We start from the raw sequence: 15748 nt of genomic DNA, 5'->3' as shown, positions 1-15748 counted from the left end.
AACTAGAAACCAGATTCAGAGAAATATCCTATGTCCAAACGATCAAAAGATATGGCAGTCAGGCACCTGAACAGAGGGGTGTCTTTTATTGAGAAGGGGTTATACGCAGATGCAACCCATGCCCTGGAAGAGGCAGAAAACGAAGCCAGAGAAGCAGGTTCCCCAGAGATACTTGCAGGCGTACTGCAAACATACGCTGACTTTCTGCTGTCAGATGGAAGAGAAGAAGAGGCCGTTGAAAGGTACACAGAAGCAGAAGAAATTGTCGTTGAGCTCTCCGGGAAAGGATATGAAACCACCGAAAAACTTGCAACTATATGTAGCAACATCGCCTCAGTCCTTGAAAAAAAAGGAGATAGATCAGAGGCACGTGCAAGGTATGAAGCCTCAGTGAACAATTATGATAAACTGATTGAAAAAGACAAAGACAATGTAGCGTACAGGTCAAATGCCGCTTCCACGTTGAACAATCTGGGTGCATTACTTGCTGAAGAAGGAGAATACGAAGCAGCACAAAATAGTTTCAAAAAAGCTCACGATTTAATGGAAGATAGCCCGGAGGAAGCAAAGAAGAATATTAATTTCCAGTTCAAGATGGCAACGATACTTGGAAATCTCCTTGATCTTGAAACTGATTCAGGACAACTGAGCAATACTGAAGAAAAATACAGGCAACTGATTGATACTTACAGAAAGATAGTCCGCATGGATCCATCCGAAAAATCCTATATGGAAAGGTTGGCCACAGCCCTTGTCGCATATGGGGATAGGATGACACTGGAAAATAAGACAGAGATTTCAAAGGACAGCTATAAAGAGGCACTTGATATCCTGGAAAAGCTCTCCAGTGAAAGAGAAGATGAAAATGAGTACGACATAAGAATTGTAGCTATTCTGCACAAACTCGCATCCTGCTTTGCCATAAAAGAATACAAAGAGAGCGCAAAGAACAATCTTGTCAAGGCTTTGGACCTTCTTGAAAAGTTACTTGAAAAAGAGCCTTCAAATCCTGAAATCCACTCAAGGACGGTTGCTGTTCTGGGAGAGCTCAATAAGCTTGTGGAGAAAGAAGAGGCATCAGAAGCTAAACTTGCATGCTACGAGCTTATAGAACGCTTATCGGAAAAACTGCTTACTATTAATCCTTCCAGCTCTCCCTTCAGGCTGAATGTTGCCTTTTCACAGAATATCAGGGGAGGCGTCCTGGCAGAGTTAGGCAGAAAAGAGGAAGCTGTTTCCGAGCTTGAAAAAGCCGTTGATAATGCCCTGATAATACTTCAAAATGACACTGATGACACTTACTGTCAAGCCACATGTTCACTTATTGAGGGTCTTGGACTTTTTGCCGATGAAACAGAGTACATTGAAGAAAGACTCCGAATTTACGGGATCGTGTTGAGTAAGCTCGAAGAACTTGCAGACATATATCCTGAGAGTAATTTCATTAAAGCTGATATTGCGGTTGTGCTGGAAAAAATCGGCAAAATTATGATAGAAAAGCAGAATTATGATGATGCAGACTTTGTTCTTTCTGAAACGGCAGCAATATATGAAGAACTTTCATCCAGTGAACCCGGCAATGAGGACTACTCCGCAAGAATGACATCTGCTATGTTGTCCATAGGAGAGCTTCATTCGAAGATGGGAAATCAGGAAGCTACCCTTGAAGCATATCTGAAACTTTTCAGAGTAAAACCTGCAAATAAAATAAACGGAAGGAAGCTTGATGCTATTCTTACTGAAATGGAAACAGCACCTAAACATGCAGACAGCAGAGAAGCATTGCTCGAAGGGTACGAAAAGCTACTTCCAATAAGGGAAGAGTTGCTTCACAGTGAACCGGATAACATACAGTATCGCCGCAACCTTGTAGGGCTTCTTGAGAAAATTGCATGCCTGATGATTGATGTTGGACGTAACAATGAAGGACTGGATGTATTGTGTACCCTGCTTTCAACCCAGAACCAGAACTCATACGAAATTTCTAATGTAATTGGGATACTGGAAAAATTCAGGCGATCAATTCCAGAAAACGATGATACCAACAGAAAGATCAGCAATTACAATTACTTACTGGAAACATTAACTAATTTAAATGATATGGGAATTGCAGATATGCAGATACGCGAACAAAGAGCTGAAACCTTTGAGAAACTTGCGATCCTGCATTACGAAAACAATTCTCTCGAAAAGGCAAAGAACAATTTTATTTTTGCTCTTTCTGCACATTCAGAGCTTTATACTCCCGGATCATCTGAAATTTCAGCACTGTTAAAAACAGGAAGCCTGAAATGCAGGCTGGCCTCCCTGATGACAGATATGAACAATAAGGAAGATGCAGAGCAGATGTTTCAATCGTCCCTCGATGACTACTATCAACTGCTTGAGCATGAACCTTCCAATATATCATATCAAGAGAATGTTGCATATATACTGAACAACCTCGGTTACTTGATTCTTGAAGAGGGACATTTTGAGGAAGCAAAACCATTGTATGAAAATGCTCTTAAGGTTTATGTCCGGATACTAGACGTTGATCCTGATAACATGTCATGCAAAAGAAATGCTGCCTGCACTTTGAATAACCTTGGTTATATCCTTGAAAATATGGGAAAGGAAAGAGATGCTATTTGGATGTATGAAAAAGCAAAAGAGCTGAACAATGAGCATAGTTAAGTGAATAAATTGTAAACTCATGTCATAAAATAAGGAAAAAAATTAACTATTGTTTACGTATCTGGAATTTAGTCCATAAGCTTAAGAGAATTACCACATTCTAAAAAGGATGATACCTTTTTAGCGGAGGAATTTGTGGTAATTCTTTTGTTTGACAATAACCCGATGGTTGACAATAACCCAATACATCCCGGCATTACCGGAATGTAACTCCACCATCGCTCATACTCCGTTTTTAATCGCTCATACTCCACTTACTTTGCATTTTTGCAAAGAAGGATTGGAGGCAAAGTTAACATTTTTAGAGGGATTGAGGGGATGAACTTTGCCGCATTCCTTTTTTTCGTTTTTGTTTCGGATAAGGTTCATATCGTACCAATATGGCAATTAATCATTGCAGACAACCTGTTTCATCAGGTTTGTACCTGCAGACTGTAGTATTAAAACATACTATATAAATATATCTATATTAATATATATAATTATCATCATTATGATGAGGTGATTTGAGCTTTCAAATTAAAAAAAGATAGAGAAACAAGCATCGTAAAAGTGTTATCAATACTTTCAGTATGCATGCCTAACATTAATAATCACATCATCCTATCTTAAAAATGATTATCATGTTACCGGAAATAATCATGCATAATACGATAAGCCTTGATGGGACAATAAAAGAATTTGACATTGATCTCGATTTGCATTACCAAATACTGAGTTCATTCAATCCTGATGCGACACTTGTGGGGTCAGTTACGGCTAAAACAGGAATTGAAATGTTCATAGAAAATATACCTCAAGAAGAAAGTTCGGATTTTACAAAACCTCCGATTGAGGAAAACGGGGATAGCCAATTTTGCAATCCCTACTGGATAATAGTCGACAGCAAAGGAGTTCTTGAAGGCTTGTTGCACGTGTATAGAAGATCAGAGCACTGCAGGGATATAGTAGTATTGGTTTCTGAAGAAACACCCCGTTCATATATCGACTATCTTCAGGAAAGAAACTACGAATACATTGTAAGCGGTAAAGAACAAGTAGATTACAAAAAAGCCCTGGAGATATGCAGAAAAAGATATGATTTCAAAAGGGTAGTCATTGACAGCGGCAATACATTATGCGGCATTTTGCTGGATAAAGGGCTCGTAGACAGAGTCAGTCTGATAATCTCACCAGTTATCGTCGGAAAAGAAGCATTGAGCCTTTTCGGAAAGATAGAAGATTCCCACAAGGATTTGAAACTACTCAGAAGTGAAACTATGGACAATGGACATATCCATGCAATATATGCGATTAATGACAGGAAAGGATAAGACAAGCTATTATTAAATTCTCAGAATAATGGACTATTATTGAAAAGGTATGCACAAACACCACTTATAGCCAGAGTTTTAATGACAGTCGGACTAAATGGCATCGTTCCGGCCGACTGGCAGACAATCAAACTTGCAATTAAACCAATAAATATTGCACAAATAATGATATCTTCAACTTCCATATTTTTCACTTTTTCAATTATCTGACAGGAACCAGTCCTTGCCAATTAATGATGTCTGACCGTTCAGGTCAGTTTCGAAGTGAATAATCCATATCCTATAAAAGTCTTGACAATACAATATCTGACAAGATGTTAGGCGCTTCATACTAAATTTCGAATGTTTGCATGCTTGTTGACAAAAATTTGATTCGCGTAGGATCATAGTAGCATAATCACAAAATATCAAAAAACAAAAACAGATAAAAGACTAAAAAATGACTGATAATGAAATAGCAAAAAAATTCATCATCTCATCAAAATGAAACTTGTCAATTATTTATCAAACAGTAAAATACCAAAAATATGATTAAACAGCATAGAATAAAATAGAAAAGATTTAAAAAAGGCCAAAGCCTGTTAATGAAGGCTTGGCTTATGTTTTACAGGTCAGACAAAATCGTCGGATACAAGGTATCCGCAACCTCTGCAATAGTAAAATACATTCATACCAAGCATCTGTCTCTTGAGTATTTCCTTGCAGCGAGAGCACATTTTGCTTTTTTGATCCTTAATCTTTAATAGTCCCATCTTCCCACCTCAAACAATCATCATTGAAGAATCCAGCCTTGCGGTTCCTTTTCTGACCCAATAGCCGCATGTTTCACAAAACTGTATACCTTTACCATTATCATCCAACCGGGAGTTACACTCCGGACATTTTTGCAGACGTTTCAAATTATTTACCCCACGTGTATCAGGAAAGATACGAACCTCTCAGTCAATATGTACTGAAAGCCCATTCCCAATGTAAGCCTATAGTGGTATATTTTTATTTAACCTAAACCGAGAGGAAATTCATAAGACTCCTTCAAATAAAAGCATCTCTGAATTTTCAACAGGTAGTTAACTGATGCGATTGTCTGAAAATAGTGTCAGATTCGAGAGTATCTCCCATTATTATGACATGAGGAAGAGAATGCCTTAAAATCAATAATCTACCAATGTTATCTGATGGATAAACGCAAAATAACATCCCTTACCCGTCCTCTTGACCTGAGCGACAAAGGCAACCTTCTGATAGTTCTGATTACGGCAATTATTTTCCTTACTTCAACTGCTCACCACTACATTTTCACAGGAAAGATTACAATTGCCTTTTTCGCTGGTATAGAAGTTAGCCTTATAATCTTCCTTACATGGGCAATTTCAAGAGAGCTGGACCCGGACCACGCTTTCTCTGCATTCGTACCTGTAATATTTGTATTGATAATTATATTGCTCTTTGGAGCAAATTCCATTCTTCCAATGCTATGGATAATAATGATCCTGCGTACAATTAACCGTACGACAGGGAGCATGGCAAGTATCCCTGACATTCTCATAATACTTTTTCTGGGAATTCTGCTCACTTTTCAAGTGTCCTGGATATACGGCATGCTTACCGGCCTTGGGCTTATAGCCGATAGCAGGCTGCCACTTCCAATTAGACACGGTTTTATTGCAGGAATCATCATAGTAATTGTTTCTCTCCTTACCCTGATATCAGAAGATATGACTCTATCGGCTCTTTCATTATCGGATTATCCGATCCTCATAGCAATATCAATACTGTTCTTGCCAGTGATGATTGGTTCCTCTGAATTGCAAAGTATGGGAGACAGAACCGGAGAGCCACTTGACCCTGCAAGAGTACGGACAGCGCAGTTAATGGTACTTGTCATTATTTTTTCTTTGAATATAGGAGGAGTTAACGGCTGGTTGTATGTGATGTATTGCATCCTTGCAGGAATCGGGGTCTATTGGATCTTTTCAGGCAGAGTCATTGTTGCCTGATGGAATAAGTAAATAGTAATGGAGCAAATTAAATACAATACAACAAAATTAACCAAGGATATTATCTAAAAGTGATACTATGATAATCGATTTCAAGGACAAAAAATATTCAATTTCAGAAAGCGCTTTCGTAGCAGATTCTTCAGATATAATAGGAGATGTTGAAGTCGGAGACTTCTCAAGCATATGGTTCAATGCAGTTGTTCGTGGAGATATGGGTAGCATACGCATAGGCAACAGAACAAGCATTCAGGACAACGTTGTCATACATACCGATTCTTCCGAAAAAGCAGATATAGGAGATGATGTGACCGTCGGGCACGGAGCTGTACTCCACGGCTGCACGATTGGTAACAATGTAATCATAGGAATGAACTCCACGATCCTGAGTGGAGCACATATAGGAAGCAATTCTGTCGTCGGAGCTAATGCACTGGTTCCTTCAGGAAAGCGGTTCCCAGATAACAGCATCATTATGGGCGTTCCTGCAAAAGCGAAAAGGGATGCCACTGAAGAGGATATCAAAAGTATCTCTGAGAACGCTGCAGAATACGTTGAACTTGCAAAGGAATACAAACGTATGCAGGGATGAACTTTTCTATCCAAAAGTGAGAGAACTCATAGCCAGTCATCTTCTTTGTATATACCAAAACCCTTCACAAGGATTTGATCTATTGCCTCAAATACGGCATCATCATATTTTTTGAGATGGAAGCATGACTTACCTTTGAGAAGCTTCATTAGATGTTCCGGGGTATGGGAAAAATTTTCCCTATGGGTGTATATCGGGAAAAAATAGAACCCTACATGGTGTTTTCTTATTATGACAGATGCGAAAAATATCCCATTGACCTTCCTTTTACCTACAATGACATCTTTGTTGCCTTTGATTTCATAATGCCCGTCCTCATCCACGGCAACAACAAGCGGGGGTACATATGATGAGAGGAGTGACTTCATTTTGATAAATATCCTCTGCTTTTCATCTTCCATACTTTATGATATGAATCCGGCAATAAAGAGCTGATGGGAAGAAAATAACTGACCTGATGAAAAAAATATTCAGATCACATTCCCTTTCTCTGGAACATAAATGCCAATCCGAGTATCACCAGGATGGGAGCGAAAAAGGTAGGAAATTCAGGTATTTCCTCTGGCCCTGTTTTTCCGAAATAGTAGAAAGTTGACTGGTCATTACATACGTTAAGGCTACTCTCACGGCGTGCACTTACCTTTCCAACACTTGAGAAGTTACCTTCCCGAACTATTTCTTCCAGCTTGAAGGTTATACTCTCACCCACATCAAGGGAATCATATGTCGCCACATTACCAAATTCATCATCTATCACAAGGACATCAACGAGTCTGAAGTCACCAATATTACTAATCTCGTATGATACGGTGATTTCGGAACCCTTGATTAAAACGGGGCCTGGAAAAGTACTGGCATCCTGGCCGTTGAGAAGTATACTGATGTCAATAGCTGGAATATCGGTGGACGAAGAATTTCCTTGCCCGGAAAAGGTAGAATAAGACACATGACTGTGGCCGGTATGTTTCCACCAACCGGGTCTTTCATCCGTATCATCCTCCCTGTCATCATCCGGTGCTGACATCAGCGACACCGGTCCTGTTTCATTCTCAGTCAGGTTAGCGGGAATTTCAGAATACTCATGTGGTAATTCAGGTAAAAGAATAGCAATCAAAAATGCAAGGAAAAGCAATAAGATGATATATTTTGATTCCATTTTTTTACCTCACTCCCGGTATTCTGTTTAAGATCGTAAAGTCCTTAATATATTTTGTAGCAATTACCATATATAATTTTATGTAATTTTGTGTGTTCAAACTGCTTTATCGCATAATATGGAATGATAGCAGAACTTCTAAGGAATTTGGAATTTTTTGCATGAAACAGTTGTTTCGATACAGAAAAATTAAGGCCATAGCAAGTAACTGATGTCGGTAACATTGTTACCTAGAATTGTTCTGAATCTCTTTTTTTACTCCTATGTAAATTATGATGGTATTAAAATGTAAAAAACGGTTAGGTTAAATAAAAAAATAACTAATTGTTATTTACGGGTTTGGGGAGTGACAAACGAAAGATGGGAGTGGAGTTGAGGAGATGTGGGGACATCTTGGCTTCGCAAGTAGAGAGGCGTCAAAAGCGTGGTGGTTTATATGGCGCCTCACCCTATCTAAGAAAGTTGCAATACCGTGATATTTTTTTTTGATGCACTTTGTGGCATAGATCAGGCTGTGTGGAATTGCACAGATATGCAAACAGCTTCAGGAAGGGCAGCCAAAGGAGGAATTGAAAATAAGAGTACCAAGACATGTGGGAGTAATACCCGACGGTAACCGCAGATGGGCTGTCAGTAAAGGATTGTCAAAAGAGAAAGGTTACCAACACGGCCTTTCCCCCGGATTGGAGATGTACCGGCTTTGCAGGGACGCCGGTGTGCAGGAAGTTACTTTCTATGGTTTTACGATGGATAATGCCAAAAGGAGTCTTATCCAGAGAATTTCCTTTTCCGAGACATGCATTGAAGCTGTCAAACTTATAGCTAAGGAGGATTCGGCGATCCTGGTGGTTGGAGATACAAAATCACCGGTATTCCCTGAGGAGCTCCTTCCATTCACTGAAAGGAAAAAATATGGAAAGGGAGGAATCAAAGTCAATTTCCTGATTAATTACGGATGGCAATGGGACCTGAGAAATCTTATAGACAACAATGAGGGCTCAAAAACAGGAATTATCGACAAGCTAAGGTCAAAGGATATATCCAGGATCGATCTTATTATCCGATGGGGTGAAAGAAAAAGGCTGAGCGGGTTCCTTCCCGTACAGTCCGTATATGCAGACCTTTATGTCGTTAATGCATACTGGCCCGATTTCAAACCCGATCATTTCTATGAAGCTCTTGAATGGTATGAAAAACAGGATATAACTCTTGGAGGATGACGTTACTAGTAAAACAAAAGCCAATAATTCTAATCTGTTTTAACCTGTTTTTGAGACTGCCATCTCAACAAATTTTCCGGGCATGAAAGTCCTGTCACTTATTTCTTCTATGCTCATCCCGGAATCATGATACCGTAAAACAACAGATTCCATGGTTTCTCCGACCTCTACAATATGATGGTCAGGATCATAGAAGCGGGTAACCCTTTGACCCCAGGGCTGTTCCCTGATATCATGAATCAGATCTACTCCGGTATCTTTGAGCTTGTGAAAAATACCGCCAATATCATCTGTTTCAAAGTATAGATCGAAATTGTTGGACTTCTTCAATATCCGGCTGTGCTCCTGGCCAAGCAGGCTTTTATAATGTTCTTTCAAATGGATAGCAAAGCCTCCTTCAAAAACAACATTTTCCCCATGATCATATTCCACTTTCTGTCCCAGCAAATTCTCATAGAAATCTCGTGAAGTTTCAATATCATTCACAACTATTAAAGAACATACGAATCTCATTCCGATTCCTACCTTTACAATTTAGTAACCAGCTCGATCTGTGTTTCCGTCATTTGTACTTGCCATAAGCGTTTGTCCACGTATCGGCTATCTTCATAAATTCATCATAGCCGTTCTGTTTAATGAATTCAATGGCCTGTTTGTATTTGCCATACTTGTAACTTTTTTTGCTGTGGAAATCATTGATTACCTGGCATTTTTGAATATCAGGACAATCAGCACAGGAAACAAAGCCTTTACCAATACAGCATACTTTTATTTTGCATTTGGCCCTGCTCAGATCCCGCTCACCAGTGTCATATCCCATCTTGCAACCCTTACAGGTTCGTTCCTTCCACTCCTTGCATGTAGCGCAATACGCACCGCAACAACCTATTTCTGTTAGAGTCATATGATCACTTAGCAAATTATTAAATTATAAGAATGATATAACTCAGAAGTTTATTTGTGTGTCGTTTAATTAACTTGTTTGGTTTATGCATTAAGATGTTTGATTTTGAATATGTTAATCCACATAGTTGTGTTATTGGATGATTGTTTCAATCCTTTTTTAATGGATACTGATTTTGAATTTCTGTGGGTGCTTACTAGAAAACAAGTAAAGTAAAAGGCAACACCATCGATGGAAGTCATTAAAAACAGGGATGTATATGACTAACATTTAAACTTCATGTGGAAAAAATACAGGAAATATAAGCCGTCTCAATTCAATCTTCGTCAAATACTGGATTGAGACATTGATTACGAATTTTTATTACTTAGACAATCTCATATGACGAAAAATTATCAATAAGGAGTACTAATTTTAGTTCTCTTTAACACGCCTTTTATAATGTAATGATTTTTTATCTGGCCACTGGGATATTTTTATTAGCTTCAATCATCGCGAATTTTTTGTCAATAAGAATAAGACAATATCCAAGAACTCCATTCAATAAATATGCAAGAATGCTCATATAATATGCACTATTTACTTCAGATTTCATCATTTCGATAAATTTCTCATCATAACCACTAGATCCCAGCGTTTCCTTAAATGAGTTTGAGACTTCCATGAGCCTGATTTGTCTTTCAGCTTCTGAGTGCTGGGCAGAAGACATTATTATACCTACCAGTGCTAGCAAAATGAATACAATTCCAAGTGTTTTTATAAATCCCATTTAATCACGAAACTTACATAATAAGTTTATTCTATTAATAATTATTTGATTATAAATATCTAATTAAATAGATTTTCAATTCAATATCTGTCATATGTTTAAGTATATTAGTTCGTGATGCTTCAATCTAAAATGTGAGGATGACGACGGTTTCAACATAACTGATTCTGGAAAGCTTGCTGTAATTTGAAATAATTGGTCAGCAGGATAATCAGACCACACCCACAAAAATCCTGCTACTATTAATTTCCATTAATCAATTTCCGGGTTTAACCCCGGAATCTTCTTTTACCAAAAATCACCAAAAATGCAGCTACAATTGCTACTAGTGCAATCATAGCACTTAGCGGTGTTGACTGCTCGGTTTCTTCCTCAAAAGGCTCAATTTCCGTGCCCTCGGGAAGATAGAGCTCGGTTTCGGGGTGGAAAGCGTACCATGCGAACCAGAAGTCACGTTCTTTAACTATTTCCTCGCCCGTATCAAGATTGGTTATGGTAACAATCCCGCCTTCATCTCTTTCAACCTTGACATCCGTTCCTGCGACATTATCCTCGATTTCACCCATTTCGATCAGGTCTTCCTCGCGGTAGGCTTTGAATGTATCATTAATCTCTACACCGAAAACAACGGTCTTTGGATGTATCCTGTTGTCTGATTCCTCAACCGGGAATAGCACGAAACTGTCCTCGTAATAGCTTCCGTAAGGGTCTCTTCCGTAGGGCCTGTCAAAACCAGTATCCTGGCTCAATACCTCTGAATCAGGATGTGTTGCTTTCCACTCCCTCCAGGGCACCGTGTCTATGGATAGAGGAGTCAGTTCCATACCGGTAAGCTCACCTACAATAGCCTGCCCTCCTATCTGGGTCCAGTACGAGTTCGTCTTCCGGTCATACATCACAAGATTTGAATTATACAGCTTTCCGGACGTTCCAAACTCGACCGGCTCACCGTCAATTGTCCTCTCGTATGCAATTCCCGAACCACACAACGGACAATAAGTAATTAGAATCGGTTCTCCATTTATCTCTTCATTGACGATCTCGTGCCACACCATAATCTGAAGGGGATAGACTCTCTTCGTGCCATTGTGGATGAAACCGAGCACCAGCTCCTCATCCTCAATCCATTCATCCGCTTCCTCAACCGTAACAAACTTTGGGTCGTCTATAGACGGAATCCCATCCACAGGAGGACCCCCTGATGTGAGATCTTCAGGATTAACTATGTACTTGACACCTCTTTCAGTAACCATTATTCCCTGCTCTTCTTCCATCTCCGTAAGTTCAGGTATCTTTTCAATAGACCCGTTTTCCTGTGCATACCCACTTACCACAAACATGCAGATAACAAGAAATACTCCTAATGCTATCCGTGAAACCTTCATATAATCCTCTCCTGTATTCTGAAAACGAAAACGAGATAATAGACTGAAATTACAAGCATGGTTATACCCGCAAAAAGATTGATCTTCCTTTTATTCAGTACAAGAAAAGTTATGATTTTCATACTCTTTGCAGATGAAAGCACCGAAAAAAGAAGTAAAGGAAAACTTATCCCCAACCCAAAGGCTATGAAGTTTAGCATATTTCCCGCAAAATCTATCGTTGTCAGGGTCTTTGCAAAAAGAGCAGCAATAAATCCCGGATTGCAGGGAACAACTATAGCACCGAAAAAAAAACCATATAAAAAAGCCGTAATCAAAGGATTGCTGGCATCCGAGATGTTTTTTTGTGGAATATATTTTCCAAGATCAACATCGATTATCAGAAGTATACTGAGGATAAACAGTATTCCGAATGCTATCGGTGAAACTATTCCTATAACCCTTGTCAAGGACACCTGAAGTATCGTTGTGAAAACAAGCCCCAGTAAAATCATGAAAATTATGACTCCCGCACTTATGAGAAGTCCGAAGAGTATTGGAAGCCTACTGTTTTCTTCTCTTCCGGACATCTGGCCGGAAAGATATGCAAGAAAGGCAGGATAGAGTGGTAATACACATACAGCCGTAAGAGGAGTGAGTAAACCAAGTATAAAGGATGTGAAAAGATCAGCAAGAAATATCAGGGGAGAACTTGCCATTTCAACACCCTTTTTCCACCTCTTCTTTCAACTGCTCTGCAGTTTTCACACCACTTGGCAGAAGCCTGGCACTCTGGTTTTCACACACAAGTACCACAGGAGCACTTGGAGCCACCACAACTTCCTGACCAAACTCATCTATCATATCACGTGTCATTTCAGGAGGGGCAATCGCGAAATACCATTCAAAACCATTCCTGCTTAAATGCTCCCTTACTTGCTCCTGATCTTCATTGGGATCTGTGTCCAGAGATATGTGTATTATCGCATCACCTTCACTGGATTCAAGCTTTTGGACCTCTTTTTGCTGTTCCAGACAGGTTGGACACCAGACGGCAAAGCTTTCAACCAGAACCGGAGTTCCCTCAAAATCACTTATCCTGAAAGTCTCACCCGTTTCAACATCAGTTAGTTCTGTATCTCTCCAGTCCTCTGCAGTTCCTTCCGAATCCTGCTCGACGCATCCTGCAACTAACAAGACTGATAACACAAAAACAAAAGAAAGAATATTCCAGAAAATATGCATAGCTATCCCCTTTAAATGTAGAGAGCCATTTCACATAAAGATTCTTATCAAAGAATTTTTGTGAAATATCCATGACCTTGCAGGTTTTTAAAATAGTTAAGACGACAGGGTCAAACAGATCACTTAAACCTTCAAATTTCCTCAATTTGCAGTGAATCCTTCTTGTAATGCTCGAAAAACTCTTTTCCCCATTTAAGTGCATTCTGGCTGCATGACATGGACTGCTTGTTATCGAAATAATTCTCATTTGTCAGCAACATGAATTGAACACAATAGTCATTTTCCATAAAAGACAAAAAATGCATGTCTTTCTGGTAGATATAAAAATGGATCTGTTTATTTTCCGCAAGGCACTTGAAATCGCTGTACTGTTCCGATAGCATTTTCTCAAATAATTCGTGGCTGAAGATCACAGATATGTCCACTTTCTGGTCCAGCAGTTCTGAGAACAATGATATAAGCATAGGATGAAAACAGGCTGTAACCATAAAGAAAGAACTTGAAACCCGGGACTTTTCCTGAAATGTTTTGTCGAACTCATAGTACTCTGATAAACGAGGTTCTACTATAGTGCAGGGTCCCAATTCCTGAAGCCTTTCAAGAAGGTTTCGGGGAAGGAAATCCAACCTGTGTTTTTCCCAGTAACCTTCATTTGCATCCAGAACATCAAAGGTTTTCAGAAGAGGCTCCATCTCTTCAACGAGCAACTTTCCAATGGTAGTTAACATGTAAGACCCTCCTGAATCTTCATCTCTGGTGATCAGGTATTCATCTTCCAATATTTTTGCCTGAAGGTCCAATGGTCGTCTCTCAATACCCATGTTTTCCGTAATAGTCTCTTCATCTTTCGGACCATCCTTCAATAATAAAAGCAGATCCTTTCTTGTATCTGACATGAGCAGCACGTCAAAGAGCAATTCCTTCATTTATCGATCATCTCCAAAGAGACACCTTATCCTGCATAGTGAACTTATGTATCACATATTTGCTCCAATGCAAGCCAAAGCAAAACAGAAACAAACAGAGTTTATCCATATAGAACGAATCTATCCTTGATTGTTACATCTGAAAACTCTCAAGCGATTTCAGGCTTTTTGAAATTTAATTTCAGAGGTAAATGTAAGATCAGGCACCAACAGGCAATAATCTCCTGTGCCTTACTCCTTGCCTTCCAGGAATACAAAAATCACTTACATTAGAACATTCTCGCCTTTAACATTTCACTATCTGGCCCACAGACATACTTATGCTTGCTTTTATTTAACCAAAACGTTGTTTAATTTACCAAGACAGGTCTGACTCAAACGTTATACTATGTATGCGTGAAAAACTATCTTTTGATGCCGTTGAATTTTCAACCGGAAAATCACAAGATAAATGATGAATTTATCATGTGAGTAAAAAAAGTACTTTGCAGGTACCTGATAAGCTACCAACTTATAAAAAAAGAGGTGATTCAACCACCCTCATTCGGACATCGCTTTCAGGAAATCTCTTTCAGTAATGATTCCTGCAAGCTTATCATTGTCCATTACAGGTAGTGAACCGATATTTTTCTCCAGCATGAGATGTGCAGCATTTCCCATATCTGCATCAATGCTTATATTAACAAGCTCTTTTGAAATAAGCGAATCCACAGGCTCATCCAGTGCTTCGTGGACATTACCTGTCATTAATCTGTGAAAAACATCCCCGCTACCCAGGAAGTGCATTATATCGGAAGCTGTAACCATTCCCATGATATTCTCCTCCCTCATCACCGGCACTCTCCTGAAACCATTGTCTATCATTGTCTTTGCAACGTTACCAATACTTGTATCCGGTGTGACATTCTTCACTTTCCTGCTCATGTAGTGGGCTACTTTCTTTGTATTTATAACACTTTCAGCGAAACGGAGGAAATCTTTTTCAGTGCAAATAGCAAGTACACGGCCATCACCATCTAAAACAGGCAATCCACCACTATTAGTATCCAACATTACGCTGATCGCCTCATCGATGCCTCCAGCTTCCGAGATGCTAGCAACATCATGCTGCATAATTCCCTTCACGGATGCATTAACTGCTGCAAGCAGGTTGCCCTTGTAATGATTCTCGACAAGTAGATTCTTGCTTCCACCTCCGAGAAAATCAATGATGTCAACAGATGTAACCATTCCTTCCAGCCTATTTGTACCCGCATTAGTCACAGGAACGCGCCTGAAGTCATTTTCACTCATAGTCCTGATTGCAGTAATGATTGTTGTTGTCGGCGGTATGGTAACTACATCCCTGCTGGAGATAGCCATAATGCCACCCTCATGTTCAGCCATTCTTTCATCAAAGTCAACCGGCCCGGAATGAATTATGTCATTACTACTATACATCATCGGGTTTCTCCTGTTGGAGGACCTTTCACTGGAATTCTGTTTTTCCCGTACCTTTAGATTTTTTTGATTTACCATGGAACGTTTATCGCGTATATTCACTTTATAACACCACACTCACTGGATTAGCTAATTAAAAATACTGT

The 15748-nt window shown here is 39.4% G+C and carries 16 protein-coding genes; 5 read left to right on the top strand and 11 right to left on the bottom strand.

Annotated elements, in window-relative coordinates; all coding sequences use genetic code 11:
- The first annotated feature begins 30 nt into the window (after positions 1–30).
- Positions 31–2676, top strand: a complete 2646-nt coding sequence (locus V7O62_RS11125) for a tetratricopeptide repeat protein (RefSeq protein WP_406656396.1) — start codon at positions 31–33, stop codon at positions 2674–2676.
- Positions 2677–3290: 614 nt separating this feature from the next.
- A complete protein-coding gene (locus V7O62_RS11120; RefSeq protein ID WP_406656395.1) occupies positions 3291–3989 on the top strand; it encodes a dihydrofolate reductase family protein in 699 nt (232 codons plus the stop codon).
- Positions 3990–4600: 611 nt separating this feature from the next.
- Here V7O62_RS11120 and V7O62_RS11115 read toward each other — a convergent pair.
- The gene (locus V7O62_RS11115; protein ID WP_406656394.1) at positions 4601–4741 is read right to left on the bottom strand and encodes a hypothetical protein; all 141 of its coding nucleotides are present in this window, start codon (positions 4739–4741) and stop codon (positions 4601–4603) included.
- Positions 4742–5164: 423 nt separating this feature from the next.
- Between V7O62_RS11115 and V7O62_RS11110 the strand changes: the two genes are divergently transcribed.
- Positions 5165–5986: a hypothetical protein gene (locus V7O62_RS11110; RefSeq protein ID WP_406656393.1), complete on the top strand. Its 822-nt coding sequence runs from the start codon at positions 5165–5167 to the stop codon at positions 5984–5986.
- A 79-nt stretch (positions 5987–6065) separates the two neighbouring features.
- Positions 6066–6578 (top strand): gamma carbonic anhydrase family protein, encoded by a 513-nt coding sequence (locus tag V7O62_RS11105; protein WP_406656392.1) that lies wholly within the window; start codon positions 6066–6068, stop codon positions 6576–6578.
- A gap of 26 nt (positions 6579–6604) precedes the next feature.
- Here V7O62_RS11105 and V7O62_RS11100 read toward each other — a convergent pair whose 3' ends face one another.
- Entirely contained in the window at positions 6605–6979 is a 375-nt protein-coding gene (locus V7O62_RS11100; RefSeq protein ID WP_406656391.1) for a hypothetical protein, read from the bottom strand.
- Between the two features lie 74 nt (positions 6980–7053).
- The gene (locus tag V7O62_RS11095; protein ID WP_406656390.1) at positions 7054–7734 is read right to left on the bottom strand and encodes a PEF-CTERM sorting domain-containing protein; all 681 of its coding nucleotides are present in this window, start codon (positions 7732–7734) and stop codon (positions 7054–7056) included.
- Positions 7735–8303: 569 nt separating this feature from the next.
- On the opposite strand from V7O62_RS11095, the gene V7O62_RS11090 reads away from it, so the two are divergent.
- A complete protein-coding gene (locus V7O62_RS11090) occupies positions 8304–8954 on the top strand; it encodes an undecaprenyl diphosphate synthase family protein (RefSeq protein ID WP_406656389.1) in 651 nt (216 codons plus the stop codon).
- Positions 8955–8993: 39 nt separating this feature from the next.
- On the opposite strand, the gene V7O62_RS11085 is transcribed toward V7O62_RS11090, so the two are convergent.
- The 8 genes from V7O62_RS11085 to V7O62_RS11050 all read right to left on the bottom strand — a co-directional run bounded on the left by V7O62_RS11085 (position 8994) and on the right by V7O62_RS11050 (position 15605).
- Positions 8994–9467 (bottom strand): VOC family protein, encoded by a 474-nt coding sequence (locus tag V7O62_RS11085; protein ID WP_406656388.1) that lies wholly within the window; start codon positions 9465–9467, stop codon positions 8994–8996.
- A 49-nt stretch (positions 9468–9516) separates the two neighbouring features.
- Positions 9517–9858, bottom strand: a complete 342-nt coding sequence (locus tag V7O62_RS11080; protein ID WP_406656387.1) for a DUF3795 domain-containing protein — start codon at positions 9856–9858, stop codon at positions 9517–9519.
- Between the two features lie 454 nt (positions 9859–10312).
- Positions 10313–10627: a hypothetical protein gene (locus V7O62_RS11075; protein ID WP_406656386.1), complete on the bottom strand. Its 315-nt coding sequence runs from the start codon at positions 10625–10627 to the stop codon at positions 10313–10315.
- A gap of 269 nt (positions 10628–10896) precedes the next feature.
- Positions 10897–12012 carry a DUF3179 domain-containing protein gene (locus V7O62_RS11070; protein ID WP_406656385.1) on the bottom strand — a complete coding sequence of 372 codons (1116 nt, stop codon included), beginning with the start codon at positions 12010–12012 and terminating at the stop codon, positions 10897–10899.
- Positions 12009–12710: a cytochrome c biogenesis CcdA family protein gene (locus V7O62_RS11065; protein ID WP_406656384.1), complete on the bottom strand. Its 702-nt coding sequence runs from the start codon at positions 12708–12710 to the stop codon at positions 12009–12011. Before V7O62_RS11065 ends, V7O62_RS11070 begins: the two co-directional genes overlap by 4 nt.
- A gap of 1 nt (position 12711) precedes the next feature.
- A complete protein-coding gene (locus V7O62_RS11060) occupies positions 12712–13236 on the bottom strand; it encodes a redoxin family protein (RefSeq protein WP_406656383.1) in 525 nt (174 codons plus the stop codon).
- 131 nt (positions 13237–13367) lie between these two features.
- Positions 13368–14162: a helix-turn-helix transcriptional regulator gene (locus V7O62_RS11055; protein WP_406656382.1), complete on the bottom strand. Its 795-nt coding sequence runs from the start codon at positions 14160–14162 to the stop codon at positions 13368–13370.
- A gap of 540 nt (positions 14163–14702) precedes the next feature.
- Positions 14703–15605: a CBS domain-containing protein gene (locus tag V7O62_RS11050; RefSeq protein ID WP_406656381.1), complete on the bottom strand. Its 903-nt coding sequence runs from the start codon at positions 15603–15605 to the stop codon at positions 14703–14705.
- Positions 15606–15748 lie beyond the last annotated feature (143 nt).

The organism is Methanolobus sp. ZRKC2 (genome assembly GCF_045291185.1).
In the GTDB taxonomy this organism is placed as follows: Archaea; Halobacteriota; Methanosarcinia; order Methanosarcinales; family Methanosarcinaceae; genus Methanolobus.
This window is presented reverse-complemented; position numbering and strand designations above follow the sequence as displayed.

Excerpts from the sequence above, each read along its gene's own strand:
- V7O62_RS11125 (WP_406656396.1), top strand. The coding sequence starts at position 31 with ATGTCCAAACGATCAAAAGATATGGCAGTCAGGCACCTGAACAGAGGG.
- V7O62_RS11120 (WP_406656395.1), top strand. The coding sequence starts at position 3,291 with ATGATTATCATGTTACCGGAAATAATCATGCATAATACGATAAGCCTT.
- V7O62_RS11115 (WP_406656394.1), bottom strand. The coding sequence starts at position 4,741 with ATGGGACTATTAAAGATTAAGGATCAAAAAAGCAAAATGTGCTCTCGC.
- V7O62_RS11110 (WP_406656393.1), top strand. The coding sequence starts at position 5,165 with ATGGATAAACGCAAAATAACATCCCTTACCCGTCCTCTTGACCTGAGC.
- V7O62_RS11105 (WP_406656392.1), top strand. The coding sequence starts at position 6,066 with ATGATAATCGATTTCAAGGACAAAAAATATTCAATTTCAGAAAGCGCT.
- V7O62_RS11100 (WP_406656391.1), bottom strand. The coding sequence starts at position 6,979 with ATGGAAGATGAAAAGCAGAGGATATTTATCAAAATGAAGTCACTCCTC.
- V7O62_RS11095 (WP_406656390.1), bottom strand. The coding sequence starts at position 7,734 with ATGGAATCAAAATATATCATCTTATTGCTTTTCCTTGCATTTTTGATT.
- V7O62_RS11085 (WP_406656388.1), bottom strand. The coding sequence starts at position 9,467 with ATGAGATTCGTATGTTCTTTAATAGTTGTGAATGATATTGAAACTTCA.
- V7O62_RS11080 (WP_406656387.1), bottom strand. The coding sequence starts at position 9,858 with ATGACTCTAACAGAAATAGGTTGTTGCGGTGCGTATTGCGCTACATGC.
- V7O62_RS11075 (WP_406656386.1), bottom strand. The coding sequence starts at position 10,627 with ATGGGATTTATAAAAACACTTGGAATTGTATTCATTTTGCTAGCACTG.
- V7O62_RS11070 (WP_406656385.1), bottom strand. The coding sequence starts at position 12,012 with ATGAAGGTTTCACGGATAGCATTAGGAGTATTTCTTGTTATCTGCATG.
- V7O62_RS11065 (WP_406656384.1), bottom strand. The coding sequence starts at position 12,710 with ATGGCAAGTTCTCCCCTGATATTTCTTGCTGATCTTTTCACATCCTTT.
- V7O62_RS11060 (WP_406656383.1), bottom strand. The coding sequence starts at position 13,236 with ATGCATATTTTCTGGAATATTCTTTCTTTTGTTTTTGTGTTATCAGTC.
- V7O62_RS11055 (WP_406656382.1), bottom strand. The coding sequence starts at position 14,162 with ATGAAGGAATTGCTCTTTGACGTGCTGCTCATGTCAGATACAAGAAAG.
- V7O62_RS11050 (WP_406656381.1), bottom strand. The coding sequence starts at position 15,605 with ATGATGTATAGTAGTAATGACATAATTCATTCCGGGCCGGTTGACTTT.